The sequence below is a fragment of the Bifidobacterium sp. H6bp9 genome, assembly GCF_032193695.1.
Taxonomy (GTDB): Bacteria; Actinomycetota; Actinomycetes; order Actinomycetales; family Bifidobacteriaceae; genus Bombiscardovia; species Bombiscardovia kimbladii.
This window is the reverse complement of record NZ_JASTZY010000001.1, coordinates 22,122-36,107: the sequence shown is the minus strand read 5'-3', so window position 1 is coordinate 36,107 and position 13,986 is coordinate 22,122. Positions and strand designations below refer to the sequence as shown.

The 13,986-nt window shown below is 58.0% G+C and carries 11 protein-coding genes; 7 read left to right on the top strand and 4 right to left on the bottom strand.

The window, feature by feature from the left end:
- Positions 1-130 precede the first annotated feature (130 nt).
- The 6 genes from QRX40_RS00125 (at position 131) to QRX40_RS00100 (ending at position 8,023) form a co-directional block, all read left to right on the top strand.
- Entirely contained in the window at positions 131-2,149 is a 2,019-nt protein-coding gene (locus tag QRX40_RS00125; RefSeq protein ID WP_313835458.1) for an ABC transporter ATP-binding protein, read from the top strand.
- Entirely contained in the window at positions 2,150-3,907 is a 1,758-nt protein-coding gene (locus tag QRX40_RS00120) for an ABC transporter ATP-binding protein (RefSeq protein ID WP_313835456.1), read from the top strand. It abuts the gene before it with no gap.
- A 443-nt stretch (positions 3,908-4,350) separates the two neighbouring features.
- Positions 4,351-4,500 (top strand): hypothetical protein, encoded by a 150-nt coding sequence (locus QRX40_RS00115; protein ID WP_015022038.1) that lies wholly within the window; start codon positions 4,351-4,353, stop codon positions 4,498-4,500.
- A 730-nt stretch (positions 4,501-5,230) separates the two neighbouring features.
- Positions 5,231-6,145, top strand: coding sequence for an ABC transporter ATP-binding protein (locus QRX40_RS00110; protein WP_313835454.1), 915 nt, complete (start codon positions 5,231-5,233; stop codon positions 6,143-6,145).
- Positions 6,146-6,176: 31 nt separating this feature from the next.
- Complete coding sequence (locus QRX40_RS00105) at positions 6,177-6,932, top strand: ABC transporter permease (RefSeq protein ID WP_313835453.1); 756 nt, start codon at positions 6,177-6,179, stop codon at positions 6,930-6,932.
- A gap of 323 nt (positions 6,933-7,255) precedes the next feature.
- On the top strand, positions 7,256-8,023 hold the full coding sequence (locus QRX40_RS00100) for a TIGR00730 family Rossman fold protein (protein WP_313835452.1): 768 nt from the start codon (positions 7,256-7,258) through the stop codon (positions 8,021-8,023).
- Between the two features lie 18 nt (positions 8,024-8,041).
- On the opposite strand, the gene QRX40_RS00095 is transcribed toward QRX40_RS00100, so the two are convergent.
- The 3 genes from QRX40_RS00095 to QRX40_RS00085 form a co-directional block, all read right to left on the bottom strand.
- Entirely contained in the window at positions 8,042-8,719 is a 678-nt protein-coding gene (locus QRX40_RS00095; RefSeq protein WP_313835451.1) for a methyltransferase, read from the bottom strand.
- A 73-nt stretch (positions 8,720-8,792) separates the two neighbouring features.
- Positions 8,793-9,734 carry a succinate dehydrogenase/fumarate reductase iron-sulfur subunit gene (locus tag QRX40_RS00090; protein WP_396166224.1) on the bottom strand — a complete coding sequence of 314 codons (942 nt, stop codon included), beginning with the start codon at positions 9,732-9,734 and terminating at the stop codon, positions 8,793-8,795.
- A 349-nt stretch (positions 9,735-10,083) separates the two neighbouring features.
- Positions 10,084-11,985, bottom strand: coding sequence for an FAD-dependent oxidoreductase (locus QRX40_RS00085; protein ID WP_313835450.1), 1,902 nt, complete (start codon positions 11,983-11,985; stop codon positions 10,084-10,086).
- 78 nt (positions 11,986-12,063) lie between these two features.
- Here QRX40_RS00085 and QRX40_RS00080 point away from each other — a divergent pair, with 78 nt between their 5' ends.
- Positions 12,064-12,408 (top strand): MGMT family protein, encoded by a 345-nt coding sequence (locus QRX40_RS00080; RefSeq protein WP_082067705.1) that lies wholly within the window; start codon positions 12,064-12,066, stop codon positions 12,406-12,408.
- On the opposite strand, the gene QRX40_RS00075 is transcribed toward QRX40_RS00080, so the two are convergent.
- Positions 12,324-13,985 carry a DNA-processing protein DprA gene (locus QRX40_RS00075; protein ID WP_313835449.1) on the bottom strand — a complete coding sequence of 554 codons (1,662 nt, stop codon included), beginning with the start codon at positions 13,983-13,985 and terminating at the stop codon, positions 12,324-12,326. The genes QRX40_RS00080 and QRX40_RS00075 overlap by 85 nt on opposite strands.
- Position 13,986: the final 1 nt, after the last annotated feature.

Genomic DNA, 13,986 nt, shown 5'->3' with positions numbered 1-13,986 from the left:
ACTTTCGTTTTCGTTCGCACCTTTTACGGATTCATCCGTCGCTCTGTGACGGTCTTCCAGCCGTTGGCTTCTCAGATTACGTTCGATGGCAGCGAACGACAAGAGTTTTGGATGAACCTGGAGGAAAGAGATGACCACAGATCAGGCGGATTCGAGAAGCAAACCGGATCCTGTAGAAGGTAAAGCACAGGGCGGGGGAGATGCGCCTAATCGTGAGAGGTCGCATGGGCGTAGTTCCCTCAGGCGGCTGCTTGATTTCGCCGGCCCTCGTAAGGTGTTCTCCTATCTCGGCTGTGGTCTGTCCGCCCTCTCCACGATTGCTGGCCTTGGACCCTACATCTGCATATGGCTGGCAGTAAAAGACCTCCTCGCCGTAGCGCCGAAGTGGTCCCAGGCCACGGGAATCGCCATATACGGATGGGCTGGATTCGGGTTTGCGGCGGCTTCCGTCGTTCTGTACTGTGCAGGGCTGCTGATGACGCATCTGGCGGCTTTCCGGAGCGCATCCAACATGCGCAAAGCGGCCATAGGCCACCTGCTGAGCCTTCCCTTGGGGTATTTCGACCTCCATGCCTCCGGCGAGCTGCGTCGCACCATTGATGGCTCGGCGGGCGATACCGAGAATCTGCTCGCCCATATCCTCCCCGACGCGGCTGGATCCTTCGCCATGATTCTGGGCATGCCGGTACTGATGCTGGTTTTCGATTGGCGTATGGGCCTGGCCTGTCTCTTCCCCATTCTGATTGCCCTGGTCTGCATCCGTGCCATGATGAACGATCAGGGACAGTCCTTTATGACGGAATACCAGGATGCGCTGGTGCGGATGTCGAAGACCGGGACAGAATATGTCCGCGGTATTCCGGTCGTCAAGGTCTTCCAACAGACGGTGTACTCCTTCAAGGCGTTCCATGAGGCCATCGAGCATTACAGCCGAATAGCCAGGAACTATGCCATGCAAATCTGCCACCTGCCCCAGACCATTCAGATGACGGCCCTGAACGGGACCGTGATCTTCCTGATTCCTGTGGCCATCCTGCTGGCTTCGGGGCAGAGTGACTTCACCTCTTTTGTGGCCGATTTCGCCTTCTACGCCGTCTTCTCGGGCATGGTCCCCACGGCCATGACCCGTCTGCAGTTCTCCAGTGAGTCCTTCAGCAAGGCCGACGATGCCTTGGACAGGATTGCCGGCGTGCTCAGCAGTGATCCTCTGACGGTAGCTGACGAACCGGAACGCCCGAAGTCAGCAGATGCTTCCCTGGAACAGGCGTCATATACCTATCCAGGTGCTGATCTCCCGGCACTGGATCGGATTGACTTCAAGGTGCCGGAGGGTGGAATGGTCGCTCTGGTCGGTCCCTCGGGAGGCGGCAAATCGACCTGTGCCAGTCTGTTGCCACGTTTTTGGGATGTGGATTCGGGCAGGGTCGCTGTGGGTGGCATTGATGTCAGATCCATCGATCCACATGATCTGATGGGGCAGGTCGCCTTTGTCTTCCAGACCAACAGGCTCTTTTCGACCACCCTCCTGGAGAACGTTCGCGCAGCCAGACCGGACGCCGCTCCTGAGCAGGTTATGGAGGCATTGAGAGCGGCCCAATGCATGGACATCGTTGACAAGCTTCCCGAGGGGCTGGATACTATGCTCGGCTCAGGTGGAACCTACCTTTCCGGGGGAGAGGTCCAGCGTGTGGCCCTGGCCAGGGCAATCCTCAAGGAGTCTCCCATTGTGGTCCTGGATGAGGCGACTGCTTTTGCCGATCCCGAGAATGAATTCTTGATACAGAAGGCGCTGACCAAATTGACACGCGGCGAAGGGGGCCGACGGCGAACCGTTCTCATGATCGCCCACCGTCTATCGACTGTGGCTCATGTCGATCGAATCCTGGTATTGGATGGGGGCCACCTGGTGGAGCAGGGCACTCATCGCCAGCTTCTTGATGCGCAGGGTACCTATGCCCGTATCTGGTCTGATTATGAACGGGCGGTCTCCTGGAAGGTCGACAACTCTCCGAAGGCTGCCGCCGGAACGGGTCAAAATCCCGCAGGCCCCATTGCGGGTGAGAAGCACGTCGTTCCCGGTGTCGGGCCATTCGCTACGGACTCGTCTACCGGCGATTCCGACATCCAGAGGAAAGGAGGTGAGGCATAAGTGTTCGCCTCATTCAAGAAGAAGTACGCCCTGTCCGACCGAGGCATGAAGATCGTGGTTTTGGGAACGCTGTGGACCACACTGACCAATCTGATCATCATGGCGGGAACGGCCTCCCTTCTGCTGGTCATGAACGCTTTTGTTGAGCACCTGACGGCAGGGGCGCCTCTGCCGGAAGTCCTGCCCTATCTGGCCGGTCTCCTGGTCTTTGCGCTTATTCTCTTCGGCACCTCCTGGTTCCAGTACAGTTATTCCTACGGTGCGGTCTTCAGCCAGACCGGAACCCAGCGGATCGACCTGGCCGAGAGACTGCGCAAACTGCCTCTCTCATTTTTCGGGCGGCGTGACCTGGCTGATCTGACCGATACAATTCTGGGTGACGTGGCCACCATGGAACATGCCTACGCCCATGCGCTGAGCCAGCTCTATGGCGCAGTCGTTTCATCCGTCCTGATATTCCTGTCGCTTCTGCCCATCAATTGGGCACTTGATTTGGCTGCATTCTGGAGCGTGCCGGTGGCCTTCGCCATCATCTTTGCCACTCGACGATTCGTTGAAGCTTCGTCACGGCGTACGAGGCAAGCCCAGATTCGGGTCAGTGACGGCATTCAGGAGGCGCTTGACTGCGTTCGGGAGATTCACGCCACCAACCAGGAAGAGAGGTATCTGGAAAGGCTCTCCTCGACCATCGATGACACCGAAGCCACTACGGTCCGAACCGAGATGACCAATGGCCTTATATTGAACTCCGCCATGGTGGTTTTGAGGTTGGGTGTGGCAACGACCTTCCTGGTGGCTGCCGGATTGATCATCCAGGGCAGGATCGACTTCATGGTCATGTTCCTATTCCTCCTGATGGTCTCACGGATTTACTCGCCCTTTGATCAAGCGCTGATGCTGGTTTCGGAGCTCTTCCAATCCCAGGGCTCGGCCCGGCGGATTCGCTCCATCAACGAGGAACCTGTAGCCGAGGGGAGTACGGAATTTCATCCCGATGGGCACGATATCGTCTTCGACCACGTTGCCTTCTCCTATCCCGGCCTTGCTGGTAAGGCGGCAGGTGAGCCGGTTCTTGAAGATGTTGGTTTCACTGCCAAGGAGGGGGAGATTACGGCCCTGGTGGGCCCCTCGGGGTCCGGGAAATCGACCTGCGCTCGATTGGCGGCTCGCTTCTGGGATGCCGCTTCAGGTTCCATCACCGTGGGAGGGGTGGATGTGAGCCAAGTGGATCCGGAGGTTCTCCTGCGGGACTATGCCGTTGTTTTCCAGGACGTGATGCTCTTTGACGACACGGTCATGGGCAATATTCGGATGGGGCGGTGCGGTGCCAGTGACGAGGAGGTGTTGGCTGCGGCCAGGGCCGCCAACTGTGACCAGTTTGTATTGCGCCTGCCACAGGGGTACCAGACGATGATTGGTGAAAACGGCTCCAGACTTTCCGGAGGTGAACGGCAGCGAATCTCCATTGCCAGAGCCATTCTCAAGGACGCCCCGATCGTTTTGCTAGACGAGGCCACCGCCTCGCTGGATGTGGAGAACGAGACGCAGGTGCAGGAAGCCCTGTCACAATTGCTGGTGGGGAAGACCGTCATGGTCATAGCCCACCGGATGCGCACTGTCGAACAGGCCGACAAGATTGTCGTTCTTGACCATGGGCGTGTGGTCGAGCAGGGTTCTCCGCAGAAGCTTATGGCCGCAAATGGTGAGTTCGCACGGATGGTTCGCTTGCAGGGGGAGAGCGCAGAGTGGTCCTTGTAGAAAGAGCCTGGATCGGCTGCATGGAGGAGCCAGGAAATCAGGTTCGTTCTGCAGGAATCAAGGCTCATCAGCTCCTTGAGCATCGTGGGCAACATCAAAGCTGTCCCTGCTCCAGGCAGGGACGCCAGGCAAGGGGCATTCGGGAAGATTCGGCCAGGTGGTGGACTCTCTGGGCATTGGGTCTATACTTGGCAAAACCGCTTAAATGCTCCGGTGGGAGAAAAGCAGAAACAGTTTTCGCGCGGGCCGTCATTATGAATTCCGAGGCTGTTCTTGCTGATGAGCCCGCAGCCGCTCTCGATTCAGCGAACAGGTCGAGGATCATCGCTCTGCTCCTTGGCCTGAACTGCGATTCGGAATCCACAATCGTCAGCGTTACGCACGACGCCTCACTGAATGACCAACATGATCGAATCATCAAACTGCACCGAAAGGCCTAGAACATGGGTTTCTGGATTATGGTATTCGCGGCTTTGCTTGGCTTGGCGCTGATTGTTCGGGGATTCGTATTGGGCAAGAAGGACAAGCGCTGGTTCGTGCTGTGCATATTGGGCGCAGCAAGCCTGGCGTTAGCCGTTTGGCTTGCTATATGAGCACCCGGTGAAACAATGCCGGCCGCCAACATCGGGTGAGGATGAGTACAGATCGCTGTCGGGTGGGACTGAGTGTGCCCGGTATGCGGCTGGACGTACTGCGCATGGGGGAAACCTGATAGGTTCAAGCAACTTGTAGTTCTGCTTGGGGTGCTTCGTGGGAGGGATCGATTCTTCCCAGTATAAAAAGAGTCTGACATGGCCTCTTCCATCTGTAGAAGTCGGATAACGGTTCTCGTTGCGGCAAAAGCAACGCCCAGCAACCTGCGAGACACATTGTTTCCGCTCGGGGAACTCCGGCATTTGAGATTCAGGCATTTGAGCAAATCGCTTGCTGAAGCCATGGATGAGGAAACCAGGTTCTGGGAGATAGTGTTTTGTTTTGCTAGAGAGGCTGCGGGGGGGGGGCTGCAGATGTCTTATTAGGGGAACCGCAGAGATTCCGTATTGCCGATGGCTGATCGAATTAATAAGTGAGTTTTTCTTCTTTCTATGAATGTGTGGCAGATACTGGTGGTTCGCTCGATTTGTCAATGCGTTGAGTTACCTTTCCCTCTTTAGATTTGTGGACAGGTACTTGAACATTAGGTCATAACTGCTAGTGGCTCTGATGCTGATATATTTCAATCACCGTTGGTGGTAGTCTTTTCGAAGAGTGTCTGGCAGGTTTGGCCGCTCAATGCAATGAAACTTTAACGAACCGCTGTACCTACCATAAAGGGTGGCACCAATGAATGCTGCTATAGAACTTGGCAATCTAGTTAAAGAGTATGAAACGCCGGCAGGGGTTATCAAGGCGCTGGATCACCTTGATCTAATTGTCCCTGAAGGGGGCATCTTTGGTCTGTTGGGCCCTAACGGTGCTGGAAAATCAACAACGCTCGAAATAGCTGTCGGCTTGAGAAAACCGACTTCCGGATCTGTCAGCATATTTGGCAGGAATCCGCAGACTGATTCGCAGTGGATTCATCAGCGGGTGAGTATTCAACCCCAGGAGTCCACTATCTTTCCCCAGGAAAGAGTGGGCGAGATACTGTCATTTTGGGCCAGTCTTTATGATCACCCGCGCGATGTGGATCAAGTCGCAAAATGGATGGGTTTGGACGAATTGCTGCTCCGCAAAGTAGCGAAATTATCAGGTGGACAAAAACAGCGCCTGAATGTCGGTTTATCCATCATCGGGCGGACGAAATTAGCCATACTTGACGAACCTTCCACTGGTCTTGATGTAATGGCTCGAGACGACCTTTGGAAGGTGCTTAGGTTTCTGGCTGATGAAGGTACGACGATTGTCTTATCGACACATGATCTAGATGAAGCGCGAGTTCTGTGCCATGAAGTAGCGGTGATAGATCATGGTCGGTCTGTAGCCCAAGGCAGCCCGGAGGAACTCATCAGGAAGCATGCCAAGGGGACGTTAATATCCTGCCAAGTAACGCCAGATGGAATATCGGACCTTGTGAGCGTGCTTCGAACTTTTGGCGAACCGGAAGTCGTTGATAAGACAACCATCTCAATACGTGCCGACGATACGGATCCTGTTATTGCTGTGCTGTCGAGCAATCCTGCGGTTTCCCAATTACGTATGAACGAACCAAGCCTTTATGATGCCTTCGTGAAATTGACCGGGCATGATTTTGAATAATTGATGATACTCATTTTTGTTAGGACTCCAGATGATAGAAAAAAGGCACCTTCGCCCCTTGTTGGCGCTGCAGACTCGTGAACTAATTAGGAACACTTCGTACTTTATTTTTGTCATAATTTTCCCTTTTGCCATGGCGGGAATATTCCTTCTCATGTCCGAGATGATGAAAGGACAGGCTGATGCTCCGGACTTCAGCCCATTCGTTATGCCCATGGCGCTCTTTCTGGCAGTGACCGGTACAGCTTTGACCATGACCGCAGGTCCTTTGGCAGAGGTCAGGCAATCAGGTGCTCTCCGGGTACTTTCAACAACACCGATTCGAAAAGCAGACTATTTGATGACGTATCTGGCTGTAAGGCTCATTATGGCGACCGTGCAGATCCTTGTCATAGTAGGCGCTTCGGTATTGCTGAATCTGCTTCCGTTTAGGGATGTAGGTCGAGTTTTTGTCGTGTCCATATTGGGCCTGGTCATGTTCCTTGCCTTGGGATATTTAATGGGTGGCTGGCTTTCGTCACCGCAGTTGGCAACCAACTTGGGAGCTCTCGTGCAACTGTTGGCGTTGTTTTTGAGTGGCCTGGCCATACCCTTCGCCATCCTTCCGGATTGGTTGACGAATGTTATCAGATGGATTCCGTCGACTCTCTTTGGAGATCTCATTTTCTGGGCATCAAAAAACCCTCTGCAGCAAACGGGCGCTACGCTTTCAACCTCCATCGTGCTTGCTGTTACTGCAGTACTTGTATTTTTGGCGGTTCGTGGTTTCAAATGGGATGTGGAGTGAGTTTGGAACCCGAAGTGTCATTGATTAAACATATTTGAAAGTTGAAATATTCAAGCAAGTTGTAAGTAATTCGTGCCACCAGCCATAGGACGGTTGGAGGGCCAAACTCGGTTTTTCTCTTGGTTGTTTGTCCATGTCTGGGACTGCAACACCATACTCTGTTGGTCTGATTCAGCCCGTCCATGCTACCCTCAGCTCCTGCGGTTATTTCTCCTGATATGAATCTGGTCTTGCCGTCAGCCGGGCGGCGGGGCAGCTATCATGAGAGCCGGAACAGGATCGAGCGGGTCCTTCGGATCGGGGCCCGATGAAGGAATGCGTACATGGCGGATATGGTTGACAATCACAATGACGACGAAGGCCCGGACCTGGGCAGGACCTACCACAGCGGTCCGGTCATTATGCGCGGGCCCATGATTCCCGAGGCGGACGCCAATGCTGGTTTGCTCTCATCGGGCGGTGATACGGACTGGCTGCATATGGACCCCTGGCGGGTGCTGCGCATCCAGGCTGAGTTCGTCGACGGGTTCGGCGCGCTGGCGGAGTTGGGACCGGCTGCTGCAATCTTTGGATCAGCCCGGACCGGCCGTGATGATCCTAACTACGCTGCTGCGCGCAAGATGGGCGGCGACCTGGCCGAGGCCGGCATGGCGGTCATCACCGGGGGAGGGCCTGGCATCATGGAGGCGGCCAACAAGGGCGCTGCTGAGGTCGGCGGCAAGTCCGTCGGTCTGGGCATCGAATTGCCCATGGAGCAGGGGTTGAACCGCTGGGTGAATCTGGGCATCACCTTCCGCTACTTCTTCGTACGCAAGATGATGTTCATGAAATACTCCTCGGGCATCATCGTCTGCCCTGGCGGGTTCGGCACCCTGGACGAGATGTTCGAGGTGCTGACCCTGGTCCAAACCCATAAGGCGCCCAGCATGCCCATAGTCCTCTTCGACAGGGCCTACTGGCAGGGTCTCTTCGATTGGATCTCAGACACGGTGAGGCAGCGGGGCATGATCTCTGATCTGGACCCCGATCTGGTCATCCGCACTGATGATCCCGATGAGGCTGTCCAGACTATCCTGCGTCAACGTGCCTGAAAATTAGGCGAGCGGCGGTCAGCGGGCGCGGGTGGCCATGATCATGCCCGTGCCGATGGGCAGCAGGCAGGATTCCCAGGCGTTGTCTTTGCTCATGGCCTCCATGATGGTGCGCAAGGTGGTCGTTTTGGCGGATCTATTGGCCGGGTTGAGCACGCCGCCCTTGTCCGGTTCCTTCAGCAGATCGAAGGCATCCGTGAAGATCAGCTGTCCCCGGTCCTTGAGCAGGCGCGGGGCCTGGTCCATAACCTGCTGGTAGTTGTCCCCATTGCCTGAGACGACGATAAGGTCGTAGTCGCTGGGGTTGAGCCTTGGGAAGTAGGTTCGGGCAGCCGCGTTGACCGCCCGCAGCCTCATGCCTGGATGGACTTTCTCCATGCCCGCGAAAATTTTCTTGACCAGCGAGGTGCCTTGGGCCGTGGAGTCGACGGCGGTGAACTGGCCGTGGCCGTGCAGGCCCGTCATCAGGCGCAGGGCTTCGACCACGGAGCCGTTGCCGACCAGGATGATGGAAGCCGGAGCGTTCCGGCCAGCCAAAAACTGCAGGAAGGCGCCTTGAGACCGGGAACATTGGGCGAATCCGGCCTCCGAAGCCTTGTCTCGCAAGGTCTGCAACTTGTCGGATTCGACGTTCAGAGCGCTTGCCTCGGCGAATTCCCATCCTCTGGCGATGTTGTTGTACGAGGTTTTGTCCATGCTAACCATGGTAACGACTAGAGGGCACAAGCCTGTCGCCGGCTCTTGCTGACCTGTGTGCGCAGGAGTCTGACTACTCCTTGACGGCTTCGACCAGCTTCCACATCTCTTCGCCCACGTCGATCCCTCTGGGGCAGGGTCGGGTGCAGGCCCGTATGGACTGGCATGCCTGGATTCCGTCCACCTGGTCGATGGCCTCAAGTCGTTCCTGGCGATGGCTGTCGCGCGAATCGTTGATGAATCGAGCTGCTGCGATCATGGCTGCCGGGCCGGCAAAGGCCTCACCGCCCGCATAAATAGGGCAGGCGCCCTGGCATAGCCCGCAGGCGATGCAGGTGCTGAGCAGTTCATACCGGGCCAGCTCTTCCGGGGTTTGCCGGTATTCCGACGATGGCTTTGTGTCGGCCGCCTTTGCCTGGGCCGTTTGGTTGCTATCAGCCGAGGAATCATCATGGAGCAGATACGGCTTGAAGCGTTGAATCTGCTCAAACATGGCATCGGTGTCCACTATCAGGTCCCTGAGCGGGGTGAAGCCGGGAAGCGGCCGGATCTCCACTGCTGAAGATTCTGCAATGTTTGAAGTTTTTGTAAGGTGCGTGGCATCTATAAGGCCTGTAGTTTCTGAAAGTTCTGCAGGGCCTGCTGTGCCTACAGGATCCGTAGCCGAGAAGTCTGAGGCCGTTGAGTCTGAGACCGAATCCGGATGCGATGCCGACGGGGGTATGGCCGTTTTGGGTGTCGCTGTGCCGGTGCGACGGAAGGCTTGAGACGGTTGGACCTGCGGAGTTCCATTAACTACACCGGGTGAGGCGTAGGCGTTCGGCATGGTCTTGGATGCAGACAGGCAGTCGGCGATGGTAGCTGTGCAGAGCAGATCCGGGCGGCCGTTGATGAGCACGGCATCCGACCCACACATGCCATGGCCACAGGAGTACCGGAAGTTCAGTGTGGGATCCACCTCCCGCTTGATCTGCAGAAGGGCATCCAGAACGGTGCGCTGTGGTGCGATTCGAATCGTGTACTCCTGCGTCCAACGACGTCCGCGGGCCCGTCGGCTGCCTGTTGTGGCGAAAGGATTGCTATTGGCGAATGGGTTGGTTCGTGCCGGACGCTCTGATTGAGGTCGTGGGGTAAACCGGGCTATTCGGAAGGTCACCGGGCGGGGATCGCGGTCCGATGCGGATGCCTTGGATCCGTCTGATTCCGTGGACTGTGATGTCACGGTTGCTCCTGTCCTTGTTCGGGAAACGGCCCGATGCCCACTGATATGCGCGGACTCCATCCTAATCCCTGCCTGACCTGGATAGGTGTCGAGCGGTTGCCTGTCTGAACAGATTGGGCTCAGAGTCCATCATCAGAGCCCATCAGTAGTTGCGGCCCTTGGGAGGCATGTCGACGATATGAACGGGCTGCCAGGAGACGTTTTCCTTGGCATCGATCATGGTGTGAGCCAGGTAGTGTTCGTCATCGCGCTGCGGATAATCGCTCCGGTACAGGGCGCCGCGGGACTCCTGACGCTGCAGGCTGGCGTTCAGGACGGCCCGGGCCAAGGTCAGCAGGTTTCCCACCTCCATGATGGCGGTCACCTCCTGGTTGAGCACTGCTGTCCCACTGTGCGCACGCAGCTGTTTGGCATCAGCATCCAGGTGATCCAGGCCGCGCAAACCCCTTTCGATGCTGCTCTGATCGCATCGGACGGCAACGGTCTCCTCCATCAGCCGTCCCAGTCGGCCCATCAGTGCGTAAGGGTTGTTCAGGCTGGCCTCGTCACCGGTATCGGGTTCTTCGCCTTGGTTGTCGGCCAATGCTGGTTCCGAGGGCTCGGCGTTGCTTGCGCCAGCCAGCAACTCGTCCATGAAGGCCTGACGCTTCTGCAGGGCTTGTGCCAGCGGAGACGTGTCGGTCATGTCGTTTGGCTTGTCGGCATTGGACATGGCGGCGGCGATGGTCTGTCCGGTTCTGGTGCCGAAGAGGCAGGCGTCCAGCAGGGAGTTGCCGCCCAGTCGGTTGGCCCCGTGAACGCTGACACAGGAGCACTCCCCGGCGGCGAACAGTCCGTCGACGACTCGACGGCGGCCATCCTGCCAGCGATAAACACGGCCGCGATCCGTGATGGGGATGCCTCCCATGGTGTAGTGGGCGGTGGGTTTGACCGGAACCATATCCACAGTGGGATCCAGGTGGGCGTAGCGATGGATGGTCTCGGTGACCTGGGGGAGCAGGGCGGTCATGCGCTGGCCGTCAATGCCGGTCATGTCCAGCCAGACGCAATCATGAGGCCCGTCCGGGTCCGATGGATCGGCCACCCCGCGACCTGCATCAATTTCGGCCATGATGGAACGGCTGACCACATCCCTGGCGGCCAGGTCGCCGTGTCCCGGCGCGTAGTCCTGCATGAAAGCCTTGCCCTGACTGTTCCTGAGCACGCCGCCTTCTGCGCGGGAGGCTTCTGAAAGAAGAATGCCGGTGTGGCCCAGGCCGGTGGGATGGAATTGGATGAACTCCACATCCTCCAGCTGCAGGCCGGCCTGCAGGGTGAGCGCCATGCCGTCACCGGTCAAATCCCAGGAGTTGGAGGTCGTATGGAAGAGTCGGCCGGCTCCGCCCGTGCACAGGACGATATTGTCGGCTTGGATGGCCTGCAGTTTGCCGGCGTGGGTGTCCAGGACGATCAGTCCTCGGGCATGGCCGCCGGATTTCTCATCAGTGGGCGGGTCAACGACCAGATCAGTCACATACCATTCCTCGGCGAACTCGACTCCCAGGTGCAGGCACTGCTGCCAAAGGGCGTGAAGGATCTGGTGGCCGATGCGATCTGCTGCATAGGCGGCTCTCCGGACTGGGTGGCCGCCATAATCAGCGGTATGGCCGCCGAACTTCCGCTGGGCGATGTGTCCGTCTTCAGTCCTTGAGAAGGCCACTCCGTCATGCTCCAGCTGGATGACGATGCTCGGGGCCTGCTCGGCCAGAATCCGCACGGCATCCTGGTCAGCCAGCCAGTCGCTGCCCTTGATGGTGTCGTAGTAGTGCCAATGCCAGTCGTCTTTTTCCTGGTTGCCCAGACTGGCCGCGATGCCGCCCTCTGCTGAGCCGGTGTGGGATCGCAGGGGCTGCAGCTTGGAGACGACCAGTACCTTTGGCGACGAGCCGTTCCTGTTTCCGTCGCTCTCCAGAGCCCTGTACAGTCCCAGGGCGGTTGACAACCCGGCCGCTCCGGCTCCGACGATGACGGCATCATAGCGGCTTCTGACCTTCTGCGGATTCATACCATTGATACTGTCACAACCCGTTGATTGTGGTGGCCCTTCCAGTCCATGTCTGCTTACGAGGGCAGAATGGGTCTTATGACCGAACTTTCCTTCTCCCAGCAGGTGTATCAGGTCGTCAGGCGGATCCCTCGCGGCAAGGTAGCCACCTACGGTCAGGTCGCCTCCCTGACTGGCCATCCGCGCAACGCCAGGTTCGTGGGTTATGCGCTTCATGACAATCCTGAACCTGGGGTGATTCCCTGTCATCGCGTGGTCTTCCGCGATGGTTCTCTGGCCCCGGGATTCGCTTTTGGCGGGCCTGAACGCCAGCGTCAGCTGCTGGAGGATGAAGGCGTTCATTTTGTTCCTCCCCGCAGCGATGAATCGGCTGGTGCGGACGGCTGGGTGGTGGATTTGGATCGCTGTCGCTGGAAGGCCTGATTCTTCTGGACTTCAGCTACCACGCATCCGCCCTTCAGGTTGATCAGACCACGAATCTCCAGGGAACCCAGCAGCTGCATCAGATGCCTGACTGAGAGTTCATGTCCCCGATTGGCCAGCTCAGTGCGAAGCTGTCCCATCATGGGCGGACCGCCCCTGAGCTGGCAGGTACGGATAGCCGCCAGCACGGTTGCCTCCTCCTTGGTTAGACGATCGTCGTTGGCTTTTTCGTGTTCGTGGGCCATGCCTGGATTTGATGGCGGGGTTGAAGGATGCTCTTTGTGCTGAGAGTGGATCGAAAGCCTGCCTTTATTAGTGCCGGATTGTTTGAGCGTGATCGGGAGCGGCTGATTGCCGTGAGTGGTTTGAATAGGATGATCACAGTCAAGCGGCGGTACGTGCTGCGTGGGCTGCATACTTCCTTGATGCTCATGATCTTCGGTGGTTTTGACTGAACCGTCGGTCCCTTGTCGAACAGGCTCGTCAGGGTGGATAGGTCCATGGGCGGGATGGCAGATGTCTTGGATGTCGGATGCCGACAGGAGCAACTCCGCCTTGCCCTCATGGATGAGCCGGTTGCAGCCGGTGTTTTCCGGCTGGTCGATTCTGCCGGGGGCAGCCAGCACGCGACGGCCCAATTCCACACCCCAGTTGGCGGTGTTCAGGGCGCCGGATCGGTGACGGGCCTGTGCCACCACGATGTCGGAGGCCAGGGCGGCGATGATCCGGTTGCGCAGCAGGAACCGACGCGCCTCAGGGATGGTGCCAGGCGGCAGCTCGCTGATCAGCGCGCCGCCATCTGCCTCGATGTTTTCGAACAGACGGCTGTTGCGTTTGGGACCTATATGCAGCAGGCCTCCAGCAAAAACGGCGACCGTGCGTCCGCCGCCAGCGGCCAAGGCTCCCCAGTGGGCGGCGGCATCCGTACCCATGGCCCCGCCGGAGACGACCAGGTGGCCTTGGCCGGCAGCCTGTCTGGCTATTTGATGGGCGATGGACCGGCCATACTCGTCACAGGCTCTGGATCCGACAACGGCCAAGGGGTGGTCACAGCAGATCAGTGCTTCAGGATTGCCTCGTCCCCACAGGCAGAGGGGAGGGGCCCAGTCGGAGCGGCGTGCCAGGTCGTCAACCTGACCTGGCCAGCAGGGGTCGCCTGGGGTCATCACCCAGAATTGGCCTCCACCAGTCATCATGGTCCGCACCTGGTCGGTGTCCATGGCCAGCAGGGGCGTCAGACGTCTTCGCCAGGAGCTGCTGATCTTGTGGAACCGGGTGAGATCCTCAGGGCTCGTTTGCCGTCCCCACCGAGCCGTCCCCTTAAGAAAGCGTTCGTCCAGTTTGGAGCGTGCTGCTTCGTGAGGGTCCTTGCCATCCGACTGGTTCGGCGCTCCCAGCTCGATCAGGTTTCGGCACAGGTCGGCTGCCTGGTCCGAGCCCAGCAGGCAGGCGATCATGAAGGCATCGGGGCCATCTGCCGCCAAGGTCAGCACAGCTCTGGCAAGCCAGTCGCTCTCGACCATGGTCATCGGTCGCGGTCGGCCGGCAGGCATGGTCTTTATCAAGGGTTTGGACATC

Excerpts from the sequence above, each read along its gene's own strand:
- QRX40_RS00125 (WP_313835458.1), top strand. The coding sequence starts at position 131 with ATGACCACAGATCAGGCGGATTCGAGAAGCAAACCGGATCCTGTAGAA.
- QRX40_RS00115 (WP_015022038.1), top strand. The coding sequence starts at position 4,351 with ATGGGTTTCTGGATTATGGTATTCGCGGCTTTGCTTGGCTTGGCGCTG.
- QRX40_RS00110 (WP_313835454.1), top strand. The coding sequence starts at position 5,231 with ATGAATGCTGCTATAGAACTTGGCAATCTAGTTAAAGAGTATGAAACG.
- QRX40_RS00105 (WP_313835453.1), top strand. The coding sequence starts at position 6,177 with ATGATAGAAAAAAGGCACCTTCGCCCCTTGTTGGCGCTGCAGACTCGT.
- QRX40_RS00100 (WP_313835452.1), top strand. The coding sequence starts at position 7,256 with ATGGCGGATATGGTTGACAATCACAATGACGACGAAGGCCCGGACCTG.
- QRX40_RS00095 (WP_313835451.1), bottom strand. The coding sequence starts at position 8,719 with ATGGACAAAACCTCGTACAACAACATCGCCAGAGGATGGGAATTCGCC.
- QRX40_RS00085 (WP_313835450.1), bottom strand. The coding sequence starts at position 11,985 with ATGAATCCGCAGAAGGTCAGAAGCCGCTATGATGCCGTCATCGTCGGA.
- QRX40_RS00080 (WP_082067705.1), top strand. The coding sequence starts at position 12,064 with ATGACCGAACTTTCCTTCTCCCAGCAGGTGTATCAGGTCGTCAGGCGG.
- QRX40_RS00075 (WP_313835449.1), bottom strand. The coding sequence starts at position 13,985 with ATGTCCAAACCCTTGATAAAGACCATGCCTGCCGGCCGACCGCGACCG.